The 21,209-nt window shown below is 50.7% G+C and carries 21 protein-coding genes; 20 read left to right on the top strand and 1 reads right to left on the bottom strand.

Features of this window, described 5'->3' with window-relative positions; translation table 11 throughout:
- The first annotated feature begins 64 nt into the window (after positions 1 to 64).
- The 3 genes from CF651_RS13065 to CF651_RS32260 are packed head-to-tail and all read left to right on the top strand — an operon-like array spanning position 65 to position 1,651.
- Positions 65 to 538 carry a TIR domain-containing protein gene (locus CF651_RS13065; protein WP_094015288.1) on the top strand — a complete coding sequence of 158 codons (474 nt, stop codon included), beginning with the start codon at positions 65 to 67 and terminating at the stop codon, positions 536 to 538.
- The gene (locus CF651_RS13060; RefSeq protein ID WP_179232790.1) at positions 535 to 1,512 is read left to right on the top strand and encodes a TIR domain-containing protein; all 978 of its coding nucleotides are present in this window, start codon (positions 535 to 537) and stop codon (positions 1,510 to 1,512) included. Before CF651_RS13065 ends, CF651_RS13060 begins: the two co-directional genes overlap by 4 nt.
- Positions 1,484 to 1,651, top strand: coding sequence for a hypothetical protein (locus CF651_RS32260; protein WP_179232789.1), 168 nt, complete (start codon positions 1,484 to 1,486; stop codon positions 1,649 to 1,651). The genes CF651_RS13060 and CF651_RS32260 overlap by 29 nt, the downstream gene beginning before the upstream one ends.
- Before the next feature lie 113 nt (positions 1,652 to 1,764).
- On the opposite strand, the gene CF651_RS13055 is transcribed toward CF651_RS32260, so the two are convergent.
- Positions 1,765 to 3,474 (bottom strand): methyl-accepting chemotaxis protein, encoded by a 1,710-nt coding sequence (locus CF651_RS13055; protein ID WP_094015286.1) that lies wholly within the window; start codon positions 3,472 to 3,474, stop codon positions 1,765 to 1,767.
- Positions 3,475 to 3,650: 176 nt separating this feature from the next.
- Here CF651_RS13055 and spoIIP point away from each other — a divergent pair, with 176 nt between their 5' ends.
- From spoIIP to CF651_RS12970, 17 genes are all read left to right on the top strand, one after another.
- Positions 3,651 to 4,895 (top strand): stage II sporulation protein P, encoded by a 1,245-nt coding sequence (spoIIP, locus tag CF651_RS13050; protein WP_094015285.1) that lies wholly within the window; start codon positions 3,651 to 3,653, stop codon positions 4,893 to 4,895.
- A gap of 28 nt (positions 4,896 to 4,923) precedes the next feature.
- The gene (locus CF651_RS13045; protein WP_094015284.1) at positions 4,924 to 5,325 is read left to right on the top strand and encodes a DUF3679 domain-containing protein; all 402 of its coding nucleotides are present in this window, start codon (positions 4,924 to 4,926) and stop codon (positions 5,323 to 5,325) included.
- A gap of 102 nt (positions 5,326 to 5,427) precedes the next feature.
- Positions 5,428 to 7,239: a translation elongation factor 4 gene (gene lepA, locus CF651_RS13040; RefSeq protein WP_094015283.1), complete on the top strand. Its 1,812-nt coding sequence runs from the start codon at positions 5,428 to 5,430 to the stop codon at positions 7,237 to 7,239.
- Positions 7,240 to 7,324: 85 nt separating this feature from the next.
- Positions 7,325 to 8,485 carry a radical SAM family heme chaperone HemW gene (hemW, locus tag CF651_RS13035; RefSeq protein ID WP_094015282.1) on the top strand — a complete coding sequence of 387 codons (1,161 nt, stop codon included), beginning with the start codon at positions 7,325 to 7,327 and terminating at the stop codon, positions 8,483 to 8,485.
- Between the two features lie 140 nt (positions 8,486 to 8,625).
- Positions 8,626 to 9,087 carry an N-acetyltransferase gene (locus CF651_RS13030; RefSeq protein ID WP_094015281.1) on the top strand — a complete coding sequence of 154 codons (462 nt, stop codon included), beginning with the start codon at positions 8,626 to 8,628 and terminating at the stop codon, positions 9,085 to 9,087.
- A gap of 173 nt (positions 9,088 to 9,260) precedes the next feature.
- Entirely contained in the window at positions 9,261 to 10,289 is a 1,029-nt protein-coding gene (gene hrcA / locus CF651_RS13025; RefSeq protein WP_094015280.1) for a heat-inducible transcriptional repressor HrcA, read from the top strand.
- Positions 10,286 to 11,827 carry a TCP-1/cpn60 chaperonin family protein gene (locus CF651_RS13020; protein WP_094015279.1) on the top strand — a complete coding sequence of 514 codons (1,542 nt, stop codon included), beginning with the start codon at positions 10,286 to 10,288 and terminating at the stop codon, positions 11,825 to 11,827. Before hrcA ends, CF651_RS13020 begins: the two co-directional genes overlap by 4 nt.
- 136 nt (positions 11,828 to 11,963) lie before the next feature.
- Entirely contained in the window at positions 11,964 to 12,551 is a 588-nt protein-coding gene (grpE, locus tag CF651_RS13015; protein WP_094015278.1) for a nucleotide exchange factor GrpE, read from the top strand.
- 98 nt (positions 12,552 to 12,649) lie between these two features.
- Positions 12,650 to 14,488: a molecular chaperone DnaK gene (dnaK, locus tag CF651_RS13010; protein ID WP_094015277.1), complete on the top strand. Its 1,839-nt coding sequence runs from the start codon at positions 12,650 to 12,652 to the stop codon at positions 14,486 to 14,488.
- 174 nt (positions 14,489 to 14,662) lie between these two features.
- A complete protein-coding gene (dnaJ, locus tag CF651_RS13005) occupies positions 14,663 to 15,790 on the top strand; it encodes a molecular chaperone DnaJ (RefSeq protein ID WP_094015276.1) in 1,128 nt (375 codons plus the stop codon).
- A 177-nt stretch (positions 15,791 to 15,967) separates the two neighbouring features.
- Complete coding sequence (locus CF651_RS13000; protein WP_094015275.1) at positions 15,968 to 16,123, top strand: YfhD family protein; 156 nt, start codon at positions 15,968 to 15,970, stop codon at positions 16,121 to 16,123.
- Positions 16,124 to 16,169: 46 nt separating this feature from the next.
- The gene (locus CF651_RS12995) at positions 16,170 to 16,544 is read left to right on the top strand and encodes a hypothetical protein (RefSeq protein WP_094015274.1); all 375 of its coding nucleotides are present in this window, start codon (positions 16,170 to 16,172) and stop codon (positions 16,542 to 16,544) included.
- A gap of 107 nt (positions 16,545 to 16,651) precedes the next feature.
- Positions 16,652 to 17,641: a 50S ribosomal protein L11 methyltransferase gene (gene prmA, locus CF651_RS12990; protein ID WP_094015273.1), complete on the top strand. Its 990-nt coding sequence runs from the start codon at positions 16,652 to 16,654 to the stop codon at positions 17,639 to 17,641.
- A gap of 11 nt (positions 17,642 to 17,652) precedes the next feature.
- Positions 17,653 to 18,333, top strand: a complete 681-nt coding sequence (locus CF651_RS12985) for a site-2 protease family protein (RefSeq protein WP_094015272.1) — start codon at positions 17,653 to 17,655, stop codon at positions 18,331 to 18,333.
- Between the two features lie 144 nt (positions 18,334 to 18,477).
- Positions 18,478 to 19,296, top strand: a complete 819-nt coding sequence (locus CF651_RS12980; protein ID WP_094015271.1) for a 16S rRNA (uracil(1498)-N(3))-methyltransferase — start codon at positions 18,478 to 18,480, stop codon at positions 19,294 to 19,296.
- Positions 19,297 to 19,301: 5 nt separating this feature from the next.
- Positions 19,302 to 20,651, top strand: a complete 1,350-nt coding sequence (gene mtaB, locus CF651_RS12975; RefSeq protein ID WP_094015270.1) for a tRNA (N(6)-L-threonylcarbamoyladenosine(37)-C(2))-methylthiotransferase MtaB — start codon at positions 19,302 to 19,304, stop codon at positions 20,649 to 20,651.
- 129 nt (positions 20,652 to 20,780) lie between these two features.
- Positions 20,781 to 21,209, top strand: a complete 429-nt coding sequence (locus tag CF651_RS12970; protein WP_094015394.1) for an NUDIX hydrolase — start codon at positions 20,781 to 20,783, stop codon at positions 21,207 to 21,209.

Genomic DNA, 21,209 nt, shown 5'->3' with positions numbered 1-21,209 from the left:
GGGTATTGCCGCACCGGTGTAGAAGCATCCATATAACGATTTCTTTTTATAGGATGTGATTTCTATGACGATGACGAACAAAGCCAAGCTGTTTATCGGTTCTTCCGCAGAGAGTGTGGAAATTGCCGAAGCGCTGCAAACAAGTCTTCACTTCAGCTTTGAGGTAACGGTCTGGAGCCAAATGTTATTTCCGCCTTCACAAACAACGCTGGCTCCTCTTATAAAGAAAGCGCAAAATTCCGATTTTGCCCTGTTTGTTTTTCAGCCCAATGATCTGACGCTGCTTAGGGACCAGGTGGTAAGTACTGTTCGGGATAACGTCATTCTGGAGCTGGGTCTGTTCATCGGACAAATCGGCCTGGAACGGACTTATTTCATCATTCCGGAGGGGGAGCAGTTCCATCTGGCGACCGATCTGATCGGGCTGACGCCTCTCAAATACAATCCATACCACAGCGATGGGTTATTGGCAGCCTTGGGACCGGCAACATATACTATGAAGCAGATGCTGAAGGAATGGGGCATCCGCTCGAAATGAAGCCAAAAGTGTTTATCGGCTGCTCCCCTGACGGCTCGTTATTGGCTGAATTTTATCAAGCCCAGTTGGCTTCCATTGCGGAAGTCACCGTAGTGAATCAAGGAATTTTGGCGACATCCAATCCGATTCTGAAAAGGCTGGAAAGACAAATCGGCGACTCCGATTTTGGCATGATTATTTTAACCGGAACGGATTATGCCAATCCGGCCGCGTATGCGAACTTGATTTTTTTGGCGGGCATGTTTATCGGCGAGCTAGGGTATAAAAGAACGATTATTGTATTACCCAAGGGCCGGACGCTGCCCGATTATTTGGAGGGGTTCAATCCTTTGACGCTCGAAGAGAGGGAAGGGGAATGGTCTGTGGAATCGGCAGGCGTACACTTGTATCCTATAAAGCAGTCTATCGGTGCCCAGAAAACAAGATTTAAACGTTCGGACTTTCGTAAATCGGAGGCGGACCGGCAATTTTTGTTTTCAGCCTTGGATGCACTCAATATTTCGCACGACGTAGATTATGATAGGGTACTAGACAAATTCCATAAGACTTTTGATCCTGCCTGTGGTATAATCGAATTCCAGGAAGTGACAGCTGCCACGCTGTTTGAGCTATTGGAAGACGGAGTCACGCTGAAGCAGTTTGCACGTGCCGGTCAAGTGGGCAGCAATCATATGATTCAGCTGACAGATCCGAATAGTTATCTTGCTGAGTGCTGCAGAGCCAAGGATGTAAATGTGCACCTTGGACGTGCGAAGGATAAAGAAGACGGAGTGTTCGAATATATTTACTGTGTGAAGCTGCACCCGACAATTATTTCTTCCCTGCATTTTACGACAGATATCCATATTCCGCCCCAGCATCATCATAGTATTATGATAGAGCTTTCGCAGAAGAACGCAAAGCTGGTGTCTTCACTGAAATCCATTGTGAAAGGAAGGATGAAACATGCTGAAGCCCGTGAAGCGAGCTCGTAAGACCAAACTAGACAAGAAGAATAAGGAGCAGATTGATGCTTCGATGATGAAAATATATAGCGGGCCAACCGTGTTGGCACAGACAGGCGGGGTCACGATCGTGGCCAAAGGCTCCTTTGATTTTGAATCTGTAGTCTGACCCGTTCCTATAAAATATGAAAGAGGGCGCTAAGCCCGGCATCCATAGCCGGCTTAGCGCCCTCTTTTTTTGATTATAGCAGCTTAATTTGTAAAGCGTCCCTTCCCCAAATTTTAAAGCTTAAACCGTTTGATCAGCTGGCTCAAATCTTCTGCCATACGGGCAAGATGAGAGGAAGAAGAAGCGACTTCTTCCATCGAGGCAAGCTGCTCTTGCGTAGCGGCAGAAACATTTTGCGCTCCGGCGGAAGTGGTTTGGGTGATGCCGACAATCGAATCGATGGCTGCCACCATGTGCCCGGTATGCTGGGAGATGCCTTGCAGCGATTCATAGGCGTTCTGAATATGCGTATTCACATCGCTAACGGCATGATGGATCTCTTCAAAAGAATGACCGGCGGTTTGGATCGCGCCCAATCCGTCATTCATTCCCGAAGCCACCTTGCTCATGCTGCTTACGGCCTCAGCCGTTTCTTCCTGCACCATTGCAATGATTTCCTCTACCTGCTGTGAGGAATGGGAGCTTTGCTCAGCAAGCTTCCGCACCTCCGCAGCGACCACTGCGAAGCCCCGTCCCTGCTCGCCCGCTCTAGCCGCTTCTATACCCGCATTGAGTGCCAGCAGATTTGTTTGCACGGCAATGGCCGTAATGATCTTGTTCATGTCCCCAATCTCAGCCGAACGCTGTGCGAGCCGGTGAATGACCTCGCTCATTTGATGGATCGTCTCATGAACGGCTTGCATTTGCTCCACAGCGGATCGAATGAGGACGGTACCGGATTCCGCAGTTTGTGAAGCCACGGCGGATGAAGACACAACATGATCGGTGTGTACCGTAATTTCATTCACACTCTCACTCATCCGATTAACGGCGTCAGACGTTTCCTGCACGAGCTGGACCTGGTGATCGCTCTCAACGGCGACCTGTTGAATGGTTTCGGCGATGTGCTCCGTAGCCCGGCTCGTTTGCTCTGCGCTGGCTGTTAATTGCTCAGTTGATGCGGATACCTGGATAGCGTGGTCCCCAACCTCCCGGATAATATGCTGCAGATTGGCGATCATGACACTGAAGCCGGCAGTCAATCTTCCGATTTCATCCTTCGAGGTAGAAGCTAACGTTAGGGTAAGATCCCCTTTGGCAACCCGTTCCGTCGCTTCAAGCAGCCTGGATATTGGCTTAGTAATCAATCGGGTAAGGAGGATGGCGAACGCTAATCCGAAGGCGATGGCGATCGGCAGGATCAACAAAGACAGGCTCATATTCTTCTCAATCAGGGAGGACTGCTTTTGATTGGCCTCCTGAAGCTGCTTGTCATTGAATTGCAGGAAAGCCGCCGTCGTGGCAATCAGCTTTTGCTTATGCTGGTCTGTCTCGTCGTCAAGCTGCTTATAGGCATTTTTTAAAGCATCCGTGGACATCCCTTTGCGCTGATTATATACCGCTTGAATTTTATCGAACGTAGCCAGGTAGCTTTCGGTAGATATTTTGATTTGTTCGGCCCATTGCTTTTCCTCGTCGGAATCCGCGCTTTCTACGAGCTTGGCAAGCTGTGCTTTCAAAGTTTCAGCTTTTTTGCCGTAGGCCTGAATCGCTTCCGCATTTTCATTAATGATCAGATCGGCTTGATCGCTGTATAACAGAGCGACGGTATTGGTGAACTGCATAGCGACTTTCTGGTCGTCCGCCGTGGCAAGGACTTCTTGATTGAACGCCACGATTTGTTTGAAGCCGTAATAATTCCCTCCGATGCTTCCTCCCAATAGCAGGATAAGCACCCCAAAAGCGAACAGCAGCTTCCATTGCAAAGAAATATTTTTAAACATCTAAGCACTCCCTCTGGTGAAGAACATATAGTCATCAAGCCTTTGTAACAAATATCGACATCCCGCTAGTAAAGTTTTAGTACTATCTTCTAGCAGACGTTCATAGATTTGGTAGTAGATCGGTAAAGGTTATGGATTGAGGCTGATAGAGTTTGAGACCGAAGGAGGACAACGGTATGAAGTGGACGGCTGTGACGTTAAATGTAGGCAAGTACCGCAGAATGGGACAAGAGCTTGGCGTGTACGTTCGGATTTTTTCAGTTCTTATCTCCGGCTGCATTTTATTTTTTGTAGCTCTGGGATTGCTAGGATATGTGCAGTCGAAATGGGGCAATACGGAGCCAAGCTCCTCAATGAAGGGATTGGCGGCTTCCGTATCGAGCCAATTTTTTATGGACATGCTGGGGATGGAGGTCGCTCATATGCAAACCGACAGGCAGGCGTTCACCTTCTCTCAGGCGAATGTGTCGGGCTTTCTCTTTTCCTTGGTGACGGATTTGAAATGGAATGATCCCAAAACCTTCATAGCCAGGGAAATGCCGGGCATGATGGAGGATCGCTCGGTTGTGCTGCGCAAGGTAGCTGCAACGAGGGATGACGGGCCGGAGGATTATGGTCCTAGAGCGGATGCGATAGCCAAAAACGGGGAAGGCGGCGAAGGCTCCATTACCGCTAATCCGTCTGCACCCAAATCCCCGGAGACGACGGGACAAGCTCCGGCAGCCAAGCCACCCCGGACTGCAGGGAAGAACGTGGCTTTCATCTATCAATCTCACAATCAGGAGTCGTATTTACCGGACTTGCCTGGAGTCAGCGATCCGGATAAAGCCTATGACCCTAAGAAAAACGTGACGCTGGTCGGTCTTCGTCTGGCACAAAAGCTGGAGGAAGAGGGGATCGGTGCCGTTCATTCGGATAAGAACTATCCTGCGATTGAGAAAAACTTCAACTACTACTATTCCTACAAATATTCTTTGAAAACGCTGCAGGAAGCAACGGCCGCTCACCCGGACCTGAAATTTTACTTCGACATTCACAGGGATTCCCAGCGTCGGGAGAAAACGACGATGCACTTGAACGGCAAGGATTATGCGCAGGTTTATTTTATCGTAGGCGGCAAAAACCCGAACTGGAAAGAAAATGAACAGTTTGCTTCGCAAATCCATCAAGCGCTGGACGCCAAGTACCCGGGCATCTCCAAAGGCATGTTCGCCAAAGCGGCGGAAGGCAACGGAGTCTACAATCAAAATTTTTCTCCGGACAGCGTCCTGATTGAGGTTGGCGGGGTGGACAACTCCTTGGAGGAATGCTACCGGACGGTAGATTTGCTCGCCGAAGCGATTTCGGAGGTTGTGCTTAACGTGCAGAAGGTGGACGGCAGTGCCCCTGCCGAGTCCAAGGATGAGAAAAAGCCGAGCTAGGCCGGGCTGGATGACGGAGGTTTAAGATATGGGGAAGTTTTATATCAGACTGCTGCTGGTGCTGCTTGGCATAGGTTTTTGCATCTTTTTTGGTGTCGATCTGGCGACCCGCGGGGTGGAGCGGATTCAAGGACCCATAGACAAGACAGCTGTATCCGCCCCTTCGGGAACAATAACTGCAAAAAGCTCCCAGCAGTCAACCAAAGCGCAGGAAGGAAAAGGGGGCGACGCTCGGACGGAAGCCGGTAAAACGCAGACGAAGAATGAACCGAAGGCCAAAGCAAAGCCGGAGGAAATCGAACCGAAAGCCGACATTTCCGAAGCGTCGGGCATGAATTTAATCGGCAATAAAGTTGGTGAACTGCTGCAAATTATAGCCCATCACGGGATCCGGTGGTTTGTTAGCCTGTTTCAGGCCATCACCGGTTAATCAAGGCAAAATGACGATCCACGTTTGCTCATTGAAGCGCAACCTCACAACTGCTATAATTAGAGGTATTGTAAATTTGTAGGTTAGTGAGGGTCAGCGTACATGGATATTGAAGCCAGACAGAAGAAGATTAGAAACTTTTCAATTATTGCTCACATCGACCACGGTAAATCAACGCTGGCGGACCGCATACTTGAATACACCGGAGCGCTCTCCTCGCGTGAGATGCAGGAGCAGGTGCTCGACCAAATGGATCTGGAGCGGGAACGGGGTATCACCATTAAGCTGCAGGCCGTTAGATTGAACTACAAGGCCGATGACGGCGAAGAATATATTTTGAATTTAATTGATACACCAGGACACGTCGATTTTACGTATGAGGTTTCCCGCAGCTTGGCGGCCTGTGAAGGCGCCTTGCTCGTTGTTGACGCGGCGCAAGGGATTGAAGCGCAGACGTTGGCGAACGTGTATCTTGCACTCGACAACAATCTGGAAATCATCCCGGTCATTAACAAAATTGATTTGCCAAGTGCGGACCCCGAGCGGGTGAAGCAGGAAATCGAGGATGTGATCGGACTTGATACGAGCGAGGCCGTGCTGGCTTCCGCAAAAGCAGGTATCGGGATCAAGGAAATATTGGAGCAGGTCGTGAAGCAGGTTCCGGCTCCTACGGGCAGTCCTGACAACCCGCTGAAAGCCTTGATTTTCGATTCCCATTACGATCCGTACAAAGGGGTTATCGTGTATGTGCGGGTTCTGGACGGTTCGATCCGCTCCGGCTCCAAAATCAAGTTCATGGCCACAGAGAAAGTATTCGAGGTCATTGAAGTCGGTGCGTTCAAGCCGCGCATGACCATCGTAGATTCGCTGGATATCGGCGATGTCGGCTTCATCGTTGCCGGGATTAAAAATGTCGGCGACACTCGTGTCGGGGATACGGTCACTGATGCGAAAAATCCGGCTCTCGAGCCGCTGCCGGGCTACCGTAAAATCAACCCGATGGTATTCTGCGGCTTGTATCCGATCGAAACGAGCGACTACAACGATTTGCGTGAAGCGCTGGAGAAGCTTCAGCTGAACGATGCCTCCCTTAGCTTCGAGCCTGAAACGTCGACAGCGCTTGGCTTTGGCTTCCGCTGCGGCTTCCTCGGCTTGCTGCATATGGATGTTATCCAGGAACGGATCGAGCGCGAGTTCAACATTCCATTGATTACAACAGCACCGAGCGTTGTGTTCAAGGTAACGTTGACAAGCGGCGAAGTCCTGCAAATCGAGAATCCGTCCTTGTTCCCGGAAACCGGTAAAATCGACTACGTTGAGGAGCCTTACGTAAAGGCTGCGATTATTGTACCGAACGATTATGTCGGCGCCATCATGGAGCTTTGCCAAGGCAAGCGCGGCGAATTCATTAATATGGAATATTTGGACACGACCCGGGTGACGCTAACGTACCAAATTCCGTTGTCCGAGATTGTCTACGATTTCTTCGATCAATTGAAGTCCAGCACGAAAGGCTACGCCTCGTTCGACTACGAGCTGTCCGGCTACCGCCAGTCCAATCTGGTCAAAATGGACATCATGCTGAACGGCGAGCAGGTTGATGCGCTGTCCTTCATCGTTCACCGCGACCGTGCCTACAACCGCGGACGCATTATTTGTGAAAAACTGAAGGATCTTATTCCTCGTCAAATGTTCGAAGTCCCAATTCAAGCGGCTATCGGACAAAAAATCATTTCCCGTGAGACGGTCAAGGCGATGCGCAAGAACGTATTGGCCAAATGTTACGGCGGTGACATTTCCCGGAAACGGAAGCTTCTTGAGAAGCAAAAAGAAGGGAAAAAGCGCATGAAGCAGGTCGGCAGCGTCGAGGTGCCGCAGGAAGCGTTTATGGCGATTTTGAAAATCGACGAGTAGCTTTTAGCATAGCAAGAAAACAATCAGGCAGGTGCGCCCGAATTAGCGCATCTGCTTTTCCGTTCATAAGGAAGGAGGGATAAGGATGATTCAACGTCAAGAAACACCGGAAGCGGTCTACATCCATATTCCATTTTGTACGAACAAATGTCATTACTGCGATTTTAATTCGTATGTATTGAAAGGCCAGCCGGTCATGGATTATTTGGACGCGCTGGAGAGGGAAATGGAACGGACGGTGCTGGAGCTTCCGCCGGGCGAAATCGAAACGATATTCGTGGGAGGCGGTACGCCTACCGTGCTTTTACCTGATCAGATGGAGAGCTTTTTGAAGCGGGTCCGCACGTACTTTCCGCAAACGGCCGCCAACCTGGAGTTTACGATGGAGGCCAACCCGGGAACGACGGACAAGGAAAAGCTGCAGGCGATGAAAGAAGGCGGTGTAAACCGGATCAGCTTCGGCGTGCAGTCCTTCGACAATAAGCTGCTGGAAGGGATCGGCCGGATTCACAATACGGATGATGTATACCGGAGCCTGGAAAATGCACGTGCCGTCGGCTTTGGCAATCTGTCGATCGACCTCATGTTCGGACTGCCCAATCAAACGCTGGACACGATGAATGACTCGATCGATAAAGCGCTGGAGCTGGGGTTAACGCATTACTCGATCTACAGCTTGAAGGTAGAAGAGAATACATTGTTTCACACCTTGTTTCAAAAAAATCAGCTGCCGCTGCCTGATGAGGATGTGGAGCTGGACATGTTCCTGCTTATTATGGATCGGCTAAAGAAAGCAGGCTACGCGCAGTATGAAATCAGCAACTTTGCCAAACCGGGATACGAGAGCCGCCATAACAGCATGTATTGGCTGAACCGGAGCTATTATGGTTTGGGTGCCGGGGCCCATGGCTACACACACGGGAAGAGGCATGTGAATATAAAGGGCATACAGCCCTACATCGATGCAACCCTGACGCGCCGTCCGCTGCTGGAGCATTTTGAAATCAGCGAGCAGGAAGCGATGGAGGATTTTATGATGGTCGGCTTAAGACTGCTGCGCGGCGTTAAGCGTTCGGACTTCCATCGCCAGTTCGGCCGGGAGCTTGAAGACGTGTTCGGAGGTGTACTGAACAAGCTGGTCGGTCAAAAGCTGCTGGACCCTACGGCGGAAGGATATCGTCTTTCGGAGCAGGGCGTGCTTCTGGGCAATGAAGTATTCGGGCAATTTTTAACCGGCGGAGTCTGATTCAGATGTCGCAGAACAAGAAAGAGCCGTTCTCTTTCCTATTGAAAGATCTCGTTAGCCGAATTTCTTATTGAATTATTTATACGTTTTGTTGTATATTTATTCATATCGAATTTTTAACGCGGATTGGTGGGTTTGGTATGGCAGTCACATGCAGAAAAGCAACAGATCAGGACATTGACACATTACATGACATTATTCAGGGATATGCAGAGCAAGGGATCATGCTGCCGCGCTCCAAGGAAACGTTGGCGCAGCAAATTGACACCTTTGTTGTCGCACTTATAGATGAAGAATTGGTTGGCTGCGGCTCGTTGACCCGCCTCGGGAAAGACCTGGTCGAAATACGGTCACTCGGTGTTACGAACGGGCATAAGGGACAAGGCATCGGCAATGCGCTCGTAGATTTCCTGGTGGAAGAAGCGAAAAGACAGGAGATTCCGAAAGTGATGGCTTTGACGTATGCTGTAAATTTCTTTGAACGTAACGGCTTTACCGTAGTGCCTAAAGAGATCTTTCCTGAAAAAGTTTGGCGGGATTGCATACACTGTAAAAAGCAGCACTGCTGTGATGAAATCGCAGTTTTGAAGCGCTTGGATTGACTTGACACAGACCTTCGGGTCTGTTATTTTTGTATTATGAATTAGCACTCAACCCAAAGGAGTGCTAACGATAGGCCGGATAAAGAACGCATCCGCATGTTTAACTTATAAACCAATCCCGCCCAAGCTTGGTTCTAATCTATTGCGCATCATTTTAAACAGGGGGTTATCTTATGTTGACTGAACGCCAAAGACAAATTTTAAGTGCTATCGTAGATGATTATATACGTTCAGCCGAGCCGGTCGGCTCCCGCAGCATTTCCAAGCGCGGCAACGTCGGATTCAGCCCTGCGACGATTCGCAATGAGATGTCCGACTTGGAGGAAATGGGCTTTCTCGAACAGCCGCACACCTCTGCCGGGCGGATTCCGTCTCATAAAGGTTATCGTTACTATGTAGACCATCTGGTCAATCTCGGCAGTCTGGGGCAGCACGAAATTGATGTGATGAAGATGTTTTTCGCCGAAAAGATGCAGGAGATGGAGCAGGTTATTCAGCAGGTGGCGATGATTTTATCCAACCTTACGAATTATACCTCCATTGTGATGGGGCCGGAAATGTTCAACACAACGCTGCGCCACATGCAAATCGTTCCATTGAACGAACGGACGGCGGTTGCGATCATTGTGACAAATACCGGTCAGGTGGAGAACAAGACCGTTACGCTGCCGGAAGGCATCCCGATGAGCGAGATTGAGAAGGTTGTTAATATTTTGAATGCAAGGCTGAAGAACGTGCCTTTGCACCACTTTAAATCCAAGCTGTTCACCGAGATTGGTGAAGAAATGCAAAGCTATGTCAGCGGGTATGAGGAGCTGCTGACGATGCTCAATGGCGTCGTCGACCAAGGGGAAGAGGATCATCGGATTTTCCTGGGCGGCACGACGAATATGCTCACGCAGCCCGAGTTCCAGGACATGGAAAAGGTGAAAAACATTCTCGATTTGCTGGCGGAGACGCCGACGCTCGCGAAGCTGTTTACCGGAGCCTCCACGGGAATTCAAGTGCGCATAGGCAGTGAGAACTCCGTAGCAGCGATCAATGATTGCAGCTTGATTACCGCTTCCTACACCTTGGAGGGCAAGCATGTCGGTACGATCGGAATACTCGGTCCGACACGAATGGATTATGCGAAGGTGATTAATCTGCTCGATCATTTATCCAAGGATATGACGCTGGTGCTGGAGCGATGGTATAAATGAACCAGATGAAACCCGTCTCCCATGAGGGAGACGACACATACGCGACATTGCTTAACAATGCAGGGGCTATTCGCGCCATATGCTCCGCTGTTGAAGGCACGCTGGGACCCAAGGGGCTTGATACCATGCTGGTCGGCGGTCAGGGTGAAGTCATCATTACGAATGACGGGGTGACGATCCTCGAAAAGATGGATGTGACGCATCCGGCCGCAAGATTGCTGATCCAGGTTGCCCGATCCCAGCAGCAGCAGGTCGGAGACGGGACGACAACCGCCACCGTCCTTGCCGGAGCGCTTGTTGCCGAGGGCGTGGCTCAGGTCACCCGCGGGGTTCCGGTAGCCAAGGTCGTCAAGGGGATTCAGGAAGGGGTAACGGCTGCTTTAGCCTCACTTGCCAAGCGAAGCCGCCGCGTCGAAGGTCTCAAGGATCCGCTGCTGTACCGGATCGGCTATATCGCCGGGCGTGAGCATGGAGATTTGGCCGAGCTTATCCTCGAAGGCGCCAGACGCCTCGGGATTCATAAGCTGCAGGAGGAAAGCTTTCGCTTCGCGGATACCGTCATTTCTCACAGCCGGGCGGTCAGTGAAGTATGGCCGGGTTTGTTGATTCAGAAAAAGCCGGTCAATTCCCAGCTGGATTTTCCGCCGGATTCCGCTTCCGTTCTGGTATTTCAGGACGCTTTCGAGCCGGAATCCGTCGACGAGGAAGCGCTGATGACCGAGGCCGGCTTCCAGAAGCAGATGCAGCTGAAGGAGCAGTTCCGCAAATCGCTCGATAAGCTGATCGAGCTGCGGGTCGGGCTTGTCATCGCCGACCGCGGGGTGAACGCGGAGGCGGAGCAGTTTTGTACCGACCATGGCATCATGGTCGTCCAGCGGGTGCCGCGCCACGACCTCCGGCTCGTGTGCGACTACACGGGCGCGCGGCCGATCCGCCGCAGCGGGCTTCGTAAGCCTGCCTCGGAGCTGGCAGGCTATCTCGGCTTCGCCGGGCGCGTGTCGTACGACGAGCGTCTCGAATGCGTCCGGATGGCCGAAGGCAAAGGCCGGACGCAGGTGACGATCGTCGTCGGCGCCAGCACGAGCGAGGTGGTCGGCGAGCGGCTGCGCATCGCGCGCGACGCGGCTTCCGCCGTGCAGGCGGCGCTGCGCGGCGGGTGCCTGCCCGGCGGCGGCGCTGCGGAAATGGCCGCCGCCTACGACCTGGATCGTCTGCGCGAGACGATCCAGGGGATGGAGGGCTTTGGCATTGCCGCCGTCGCCCAGGCGCTGCGCAAGCCGCTGGCGCAGATCGTGGTCAATGCGGGTTACAACCCGCTGGAGAAGGTCGAGGAAGTGAAGGCAGCGCAGGTTAATGCGGGCTCGGATACGCTCGGGATCGATTGCGACACGGGAACGGTCACGGACATGCTGGAGCATGGGGTGGTGGATCCCGCGCCGGTGAAGCTGCATGCCCTTCAAGCCGCAGGTGAAGTCGCGGCTGCTGTGCTGCGGATCCATACGGTCATCAAGATGAAGCAAGCCCGGCTCGAGGAATAACGAATTCGGCTAACCGAGAACGCTCGGGAGCAAATGACTTCGTGAATCCACGTACGCCTGCTTACAACCTGTGCAGGCTGGTTACAATAGACAAAGTATACAAAGGTTCGGATTCGGATCAAGGAGGTGACAGACATTGAGTACTGAACAAAATCATCAGGCGAACACGGAACAAGAAGTGGACGCTACATACAATGAAAATGCGCAAGCTGAGGCAGAAACTACAGATGCAGCACAGGAGTCATCCCAAGAGCAGGCATCGCTTTCTCCAGAACAGCAGGAGATTGAGCAGCTGAAGCAGCAAGCGGATGAGCATTACCAGCGTTTGCTTCGCGCGCAGGCGGATTTTGACAACTTCAGAAGACGCACGCGTCAGGAAAAGGAAGAGTTCGCTAAATATGCATCCTTAAAAGTGGTGGAGCAGCTATTGCCCGTTGTGGATAACTTCGAGCGCGCTTTGGCCGCAGGCAAAGATAGCAATGATTACGATGCCCTGCTGAAAGGTGTCGATATGATCTTCCGTCAATTGGATCAAGTGCTGGCGGCCGAAGGCTTAAAGCCGATGGAAGCCGTAGGCCAACCGTTCAATCCGGAATATCATCAAGCGATCATGCAGGTGGAATCTGATGAGCATGAGGAAGGCATTGTAGTGGAAGAGCTGCAAAAAGGCTACCTGCTCAAAGACAAGGTGCTGCGCCCTGCAATGGTGAAAGTAAGCTCTTAAGGCGCGTGGCCTTCAGCCATTTTCAATAATCATGATCATTCTCCATGACATAAACTAAGCAAATAGGCTTTTCATAATCGAAGGAGGTTCAAACAAGCATGAGTAAAGTAATCGGTATTGACTTAGGTACAACGAACTCTTGTGTGGCTGTAATGGAAGGCGGCGAAGCGGTCGTTATTCCTAACGCCGAAGGCAACCGGACGACGCCATCGGTCGTAGGCTTCAAGAAAGACGGCGAGCGTGTAGTCGGTGAGACAGCCAAACGCCAAGCGATCACGAATCCGGATCGTACGGTTATTTCCATCAAGCGTCATATGGGAACGAACCACAAAGAAAGCATTGACGGAACAGACTACACACCTCAAGAAATTTCCGCCATCATCCTTCAAAAGCTGAAAGCGGACGCTGAAGCTTACCTTGGATCTACAGTAACGCAAGCGGTTATTACCGTTCCTGCTTACTTTAACGACAGCCAACGTCAAGCTACCAAGGACGCTGGTAAAATTGCCGGTCTGGAAGTACTGCGTATTGTCAATGAGCCGACAGCAGCAGCATTGGCTTACGGTATGGAGAAATCCGAAGACCAAACGATCCTGGTTTACGACTTGGGCGGCGGTACGTTCGACGTTTCCGTGCTCGAGCTGGGCGATGGCTTCTTCGAAGTTAAGGCTACTAGCGGGGACAACCATTTGGGCGGTGACGACTTCGACCAAGTGATTATCGACTATCTGGTATCCGAATTCAAAAAAGAGCAAGGCATTGACCTGAGCAAGGACAAAGCTGCTGTTCAACGTTTGAAGGACGCTGCGGAAAAAGCGAAGAAAGAGCTTTCCGGCGTATTGACAACGACGATTTCCCTTCCGTTTATTACGGTTGTAGACGGAGTGCCTCAGCACTTGGAGATCAACCTGACTCGTGCGAAATTTGAAGAGATTTCCGCGGCATTGGTAGAAAGAACTATGGGCCCGACTCGCCAAGCATTGAGCGATGCAGGCTTGTCTGCGAACCAAATCGATAAGGTTGTTCTTGTCGGGGGTTCGACTCGTATTCCTGCAGTTCAAGAAGCGGTAAAACGTTTGATTGGCAAAGAGCCTCACAAAGGCGTAAACCCGGATGAGGTTGTAGCCTTGGGTGCTGCGGTTCAAGCGGGCGTACTGACTGGCGATGTAAAGGATGTTGTCTTGCTGGACGTCACTCCATTGTCCTTGGGTATCGAAACTGCGGGCGGCGTGTTCACCAAAATGATCGACCGCAATACAACGATTCCTACAACCAAATCCCAAGTATTCACAACGTATGCCGACAGCCAGCCTAGCGTAGAAATTCACGTTCTGCAAGGCGAACGCTCGATGGCTAACGATAATAAAACACTGGGACGCTTTATCCTGGGAGATATTCCTCCGGCACCACGCGGCGTACCACAAATCGAAGTTACTTTCGACATCGATGCCAACGGGATCGTTAATGTAAATGCATTGGATAAAGGTACGGGCAAAAGCCAAAAAATTACGATCACGTCCTCCAGCGGCTTGTCCGATGAAGAAGTGGAGCGCATGATGAAGGATGCCGAGGCTCACGCTGAGGAAGACCGCAAACGTAAAGAATTGGTTGAAGCACGTAACAATGCCGACCAATTGGTTTATTCGGTTGATAAAACGATTAAAGATCTTGGAGATAAAGTGGACCAAGCTGAAATCGACAAAGCGAATGCAGCGAAAGAAAAAGTCCAAAAGGCGCTTCAAGGCGACAACTTGGATGAAATTAAAGCAGCTACCGACGAGTTGACGGAAGTGGTTCAGCAATTGTCCGTTAAGCTGTATGAGCAAGCCGCTCAACAACAGCAAGCCGGGGAAGCTGGAGCAGCTGAAGGCAGCGCGAAAAAAGACAACGTCGTTGACGCAGATTACGAAGTTGTAGACGATAAGAAGCAAAACTAATTTTTACTAAGCAGCATGACATAGCTTGAACAAGAGTCAAAGCCATTTATTGGCTTTGACTTTCCCTTTGCTCTAGGATACGATTTTGCCATCTTTCCAGGTGGCATATCTTCGGAATAAAAAGTATAATTGGTTTTTGATGGTTGGTGTGGTTTGAAAGATGGGAGTGGAACGATGAGTAAACGCGATTATTACGAGGTACTTGGTCTAGGCAAGGATGCTTCGCAAGACGATATCAAGAAAGCTTATCGGCAAATGGCTCGCAAGTTCCATCCGGATGTAAATAAAGCAGCGGATGCGGAACAGAAATTTAAGGAAGCCAAAGAAGCTTACGATGTATTAAGTGACGACCAGAAGAAAGCGCAGTATGACCGTTTTGGTCATGTGGACCCGAATCAGGGGATGGGCGGCGGCTTTAACGGCGGCAATGCGGATTTCGGCGGCTTTGGCGATTTATTTGATATGTTCTTTGGCGGCGGCGGAGGGCAGCGTCGGAACCCGAATGCGCCTCAGCGGGGGAATGATCTCCAATACACGCTTACCATTGAATTCAAGGAAGCCGTGTTCGGGAAAGAGCTGGATATTCAAATTCCAAGAACGGAAACGTGCGAAACGTGTCACGGAAACGGCGCCAAGCCCGGCACAAAACCGGAAACGTGTACCGTATGCCATGGCAGCGGCCAACAGGAGGTTGTACAAAATACCGCATTCGGACGCATTGTTAACCGGAGAGTGTGTTCGGCCTGCAACGGGCAAGGCGTAACGATCAAGGACAAATGCGGCACTTGCCACGGCTCGGGCAAAGTGAAGAAGCAGCGTACAATCCATTTGAACATCCCTGCGGGTGTGGACGAAGGAGCTCAGCTTCGTGTTTCCGGAGAAGGGGAAGCAGGAAGCCGCGGCGGTCCTTCAGGCGATTTGTTCGTAGTCATCCGGGTGAAACCGCATGATTTCTTCGAGCGCGAGAATGATGATATTTATTGTGAAATTCCTTTAACCTTCGCCCAAGCTGCGCTTGGAGACGAGATTGAGATTCCTACGCTGACGGAGAAAGTAAAGCTGAAAATTCCGGCAGGCACCCAAACCGATACGTACTTCCGCTTGAAAGGAAAAGGCGTTCCCCGGTTAAGAGGCTACGGTCAAGGAGATCAGCACGTGAAGGTGGTTGTGGTGACTCCAACCAACCTAAGTGAGGAGCAGAGGGAGCATCTGCGTGAATTTGCCCGCCAGAGCGGCGAACATACGCATGAGCAGCACCAATCCATCTTTGAACGTATGAAAAAAGCCATTCTGGGCGATTAATCATTTTCCTTATCTTAAGAGATGCACATCCAGGGAGCGAACTGCCCCGTGGGTGTGTTTTTTTTATATATCCTGCATTGTATAGGACTTAAGGAAAGTGAAGACAATAACCAAAGGCTGTAATGAGGCTCATTTTGTCATTTGTCCTATTCAAACGAACATGCGGGAGGAAATAAAATGGTCAAACAATCCAAAGAACAATTTCAACAAAACCACCGTCAATTGCCTATAGCGAAAAATGAAGATGTAGAATTCAGCTCGGAGGCCGCGGACAACGAGGATCTGGAAGCATTGGAGCGTTCCAAAGAAGCGGACGCCAGACAGCAATCTTAAGCAAAAGCAACTCTTCTTTTGGATGATGGAACGGAGGTGAGATCAAATGGGTGAGAAAAATATTTTAGCCTATTTTCATTCCCCCGCTGAAGCGGAAAGTATTGTTCCGAAGCTACGAGCGCTACGCGTTGCCGAAGTGAGCGTAGATCGCATCGGAGAGCTGCATGGTGCAGAGGTGGGGCAAAGTGTGAACCCGGTGACCGGAAGCTTTCCGGGGCTTGCTTATTTGACGTTGGGCTCGGACAATCCAGCTCCAATCGGTGGCGTGATGGCTGCCGCCAGCGTGGACGCAAGCGGATTGTCGAATGGCGGAGAATATGATGAAGAGAACCGGCTCGACACGATCATGACGGTTATTGTCGACGAGCATTATGAGGAACAGGCGCTCCGTGTCATACGTGAGGCCGGCGGGAAAATATAAGCTACCTTAAAGCTTCCTTTGGATGGAAGCTTTTTTGTTTTGCCAATTTATTGTATACTGGTAATCATGTGCTTTTGAAGAGATGAAAGTTTAGGGAGGATTTGAACATGCGTTGGCATGAAGTAACGGTACATACGACAGAAGAAGCGATTGAGATGATTTCGAACTTTATACATGAGCTCGGAGCCGGCGGCGTTGCGATTGAAGAATCGGGCACGCTGAACAAAGAAAGAGATACGTCCCTTGGACAATGGTATGAAAAGCCGCTTAACGATATTCCTGAAGGACGCGCCGAGATTAAAGGTTATTTCTCGGAAGGAACAGATATGGAATCCGTCATGGAGCAGTTACAGGCTTCGGTAGCTCAGTTAACCGAATTCGATATTGATACGGGCAATCCAACCTTTGAGCTGAAGGAGGTTGACGATGAGGATTGGGCGAACAACTGGAAGCAATATTTCAAGCCGCTTCGTATCACGGATCGGATGACGATCAAACCGACGTGGGAGGAATATACTCCAGAACCGGACGAGCTGATCATCGAGCTGGACCCTGGAATGGCGTTCGGCACAGGTACGCATGCCACCACCTCATTGTGTCTGAAAACATTAGAGAAGGTCATCCGACAAGGCGATGATGTCATTGATGTAGGAACCGGCTCCGGCGTTCTGGCAATAGCTGCTGCGAAGCTTGGGGCGAAGCATGTATTAGCGCTTGACCTGGACCCGGTAGCGGTGTCCAGTGCAACGGAGAACACCCGTCTGAACGGACTGGACAACGATATCACGATAAAATTGAGTGATCTGCTCGGCGTGCTCCGCGAGGGTGCTTCTGCTGAATCCAACCCGTCTGCGGCAGCCGCTTTAGGTGTTAAGCTTCCGGTACAGGTCGTCGTAGCGAACATTTTGGCCGAAATTATATTGCTGTTCGTCAAGGATGTATATGACGTATTGGCATCGGGCGGCACATATGTCGTTTCGGGAGTGATTAAGAGCAAGCAGGACGATGTGGAAAAAGGGCTGACAGAGGTTGGATTTACTGTGACCGACCGCCACGAAGACCAGGATTGGGTCGTCATTATTGCTAGAAAGCCGTAGGTGGTTCATTCATGGATTGGAGCTCCTTCTTACCTTACCCGGTCAGTCACATGCCTTTTGTGTTTGTCGTTCTTCTCATTGGGTTTGCAGTCCATGAGTTTGCCCATGCTTTTTTTGCGGACCGGTTCGGGGATCCTACGCCCCGATCCATGGGCAGATTGACCTTGAACCCGAGAGCCCATGTGGATTGGCTCGGCATGATCTTTTTTCTTATCATAGGCATCGGATGGGCAAGGCCGGTTCTGGTGAACCGTTCGCGTTTTAAGAACCCCCGATTGATGGGCATTATCGTTTCTTTGGCCGGCCCGGTCAGCAATCTGGTCCTTGGCTTTATAAGCATCATCGTTTTATATTTGCTGCAAAAAAATCATCTGCTCGAAACGATGTCTACGGGCGTGCAGATGGCGATTCAATTATTTTTGACTTATATGATTATGCAAAATATTTTCTTGTTCATCTTAAACCTGATCCCGCTGCCTCCTCTTGACGGGTACCGGATTGTGGAGGATTTGCTGCCCCGCGCTTGGATGGCCAAGGTCAAGGAGCATGAGCAATGGCTGTTTTATATTATTTTGCTAATGTTCTTTATTCAGCCGATCCGCAACGTGACGCTCGGCCCGATTTTTGCATGGCAGTGGGATATTTTGAACGCGTTTAACTATATTGTATCCCTTCTGTTCGGCAGGGGGTAGCGGCTGATTGGCCACCTTCTTGAAGCGTTCTTTGAACGATTGGAGATTATTGTTAACGGTGGCTTTTTCATTCGAAAAGTTGTATGATGAAATTTGATATTTTCATGCTTCAACCTGTAGATCATCACGAAAGTAGAGAAGAACATGCAGCGTTATTTTATAAGCCCTGAATGGTTTCATGAAGACTCGGTTACGATTGCAGGGGATGACGCCCATCATTTGATACGTGTCATGCGGGCTAAGGCCGGTGATCAGGTGATCGTGAGTGACGGTGTCAACCGGGAGGCTCTGGTTCGTATCCGGGAGCCGGAGAAAGACCGGGTCGTAGCGGATATTGTCGAGAGTCTGCCTATGGACCGTGAGCCGGCTGTTGAGGTGTGGATTGCCCAGAGCTTGCCCAAAGGCGACAAGATGGAGCTGGTTATTCAAAAAGGAACCGAAATCGGAGCCGATCGATTCATTCCTTTTGTATCGGAGCGGACCGTTGTCCAGTTGGATGCGAAAAAAGAAAGCAAGCGTATCGAACGCTGGCAAAAAATTGCCAAGGAAGCGGCGGAGCAGGCGCATCGCAACCGGGTGCCTACCGTAGAAGCACCTCTTTCATGGAAGCAGCTGCTGCAGCTTGCCGGACAGGCGGATGCCGCATGGATTTGCTACGAGAAGGAAAACGGCTTACAGTTAAAGCACCAGATTCAAGAAGCTTTGTCCAAAGGAAAAGCGATTCGTATAGATACGGCGGAGCAGGGCACCCCTGCAAAGCTTCAAACCAATGGCGTGAACGACCGCATAAAGCTGCTGCTCATCATTGGGCCCGAAGGGGGCTTCAGTGAGCAGGAGATCGCCGCCGCAGAAGCGGCAGGGTGCCGGTCCGTCAGCTTGGGACGCCGCATATTACGAACGGAGACGGCCGCTATGGTGGGTCTCACGTGCATTTTGTACGAATCCGGAGAGATGGGAGGATAACGAAGATGCCTACAGTTGCGTTTCATACGCTGGGCTGTAAAGTCAACTTTTACGATACGGAAGCGATTTGGCAGCTGTTCAAGCAGGATGGCTATGAGCAGGTGGATTTTGAATCGACAGCGGACGTATATGTTATTAACACTTGTACCGTTACGAACACGGGCGATAAGAAGAGCAGGCAGATGATTCGTCGCGCCATTCGCCGTAATCCGGAGGCTATTGTAGCCGTTACCGGTTGCTATGCGCAGACGTCCCCGGCCGAAATTATGGCCATTCCGGGTGTGGATCTGGTTATCGGTACGCAGGACCGTGATAAAATCATGCCTTACGTACAGCAGCTCCAGCAGGAGCGCCAGCCGATCAATGCGGTGCGCAATATTATGAAGACACGGCAGTTCGAGGAGCTGGACGTGCCGGATTTTGCCGATCGGACGCGCGCATTTCTGAAAATTCAAGAGGGCTGCAACAATTTTTGCACCTTCTGTATCATTCCGTGGTCCCGCGGCTTGATGCGCAGCCGGGAACCGGAAAGTGTCATCAAGCAAGCACATATGCTGGTTGACGCAGGATATCAGGAAATTGTGCTGACAGGTATTCATACCGGCGGCTACGGGGAAGATATGGAGAACTACAGCTTGGCAAAGCTGCTCTGGGATCTGGATAAAGTGGACGGGCTGAAGCGTATTCGTATCAGTTCGATCGAAGCGAGCCAAATTACGGACGAGGTGCTGGACGTACTGAACGGTTCGGATAAAATGTGCCGTCATTTGCATATTCCGCTGCAAGCGGGGGATGACAGCGTGTTAGCCCGAATGCGCCGTAAGTACACCACAGCTGAATTCGGCGGCAAAATCGAACGGATTCACAAAATTATGCCGGGCGTAGCGATTACTACCGATGTCATCGTTGGTTTCCCGGGGGAAACCGAAGAGATGTTCCGTGCTGGATACCGCTTTATGGAGCAAATGCAGTTCTCTGAAATGCACGTATTCCCTTATTCCAAGCGTACGGGCACGCCTGCGGCCCGCATGGAAGACCAAATTGATGAAGAACTGAAAAATAGCCGTGTACACGAGCTGATCGATCTGTCCGAGCGTATGCAATTGAGCTATGCCAAGCAGTTCGAAGGCCAGGTGCTGGAGGTTATTCCTGAACGGGCTCATAAGGGTGAACCGGGTAAAGGTCTCATTATGGGGTACTCGGACAACTACTTGCAGCTGGTGTTTGAGGGCAGCGAGGATTTGATCGGAAGCGTCGTTCAGGTGAAGGTGAATCAAGCCGGGGTTAATGAGTCCAGAGGCCAATTGGTTCGCGTTGTGCAGCCTTTTGCAGCTTCCAAAGCATTAATCGTGTAGCAAGTCTGAGAATTGGGGATTTCATTCTAGGTTTAAGGATGAAATCCTTCTTCTTTCTCGGTGGATAGGACGGGTATGGTTGTATTGTACATGCATCATGGCTCGGACATGGAAAGGATGGTTGAAGGTATGAAAGAAATCTCCGCTGGCGGTGTTGTCTTTCGTAAGCATAATCAGGAGACGCAGGTGCAAATGATTCAGGATCGTTACGGCAAAATCACGCTTCCCAAAGGGAAAATGGAGCCCGGTGAAACCGTTGAACAGACGGCCTTACGGGAGATTTTGGAGGAAACGGGCATTGTCGGAGCGATTGTGAAGCCTTTGGAAACCATTAAGTATCAGTTCACCATGTCAGGCATCGGGTTGGTCGATAAAGAGGTTCATTATTATTTGGTCGAGGCGACGGGCGGAGACCTACATGCGCAGGTAGAGGAAATACGCGGCGTGGAATGGCTCGAACCGCTGGAGGCCTGGCATCAGCAGAAGCATGCCGGTTACGGCAACAACGATTCCGTATTGAAAAAAGCACTCCAATCCTTAGGTTATGAGGTGAATTGA

It is taken from the genome of Paenibacillus rigui, from assembly GCF_002234615.1.
GTDB lineage: Bacteria > Bacillota > Bacilli > Paenibacillales > NBRC-103111 > Paenibacillus_S > Paenibacillus_S rigui.
This window is presented reverse-complemented; position numbering and strand designations above follow the sequence as displayed.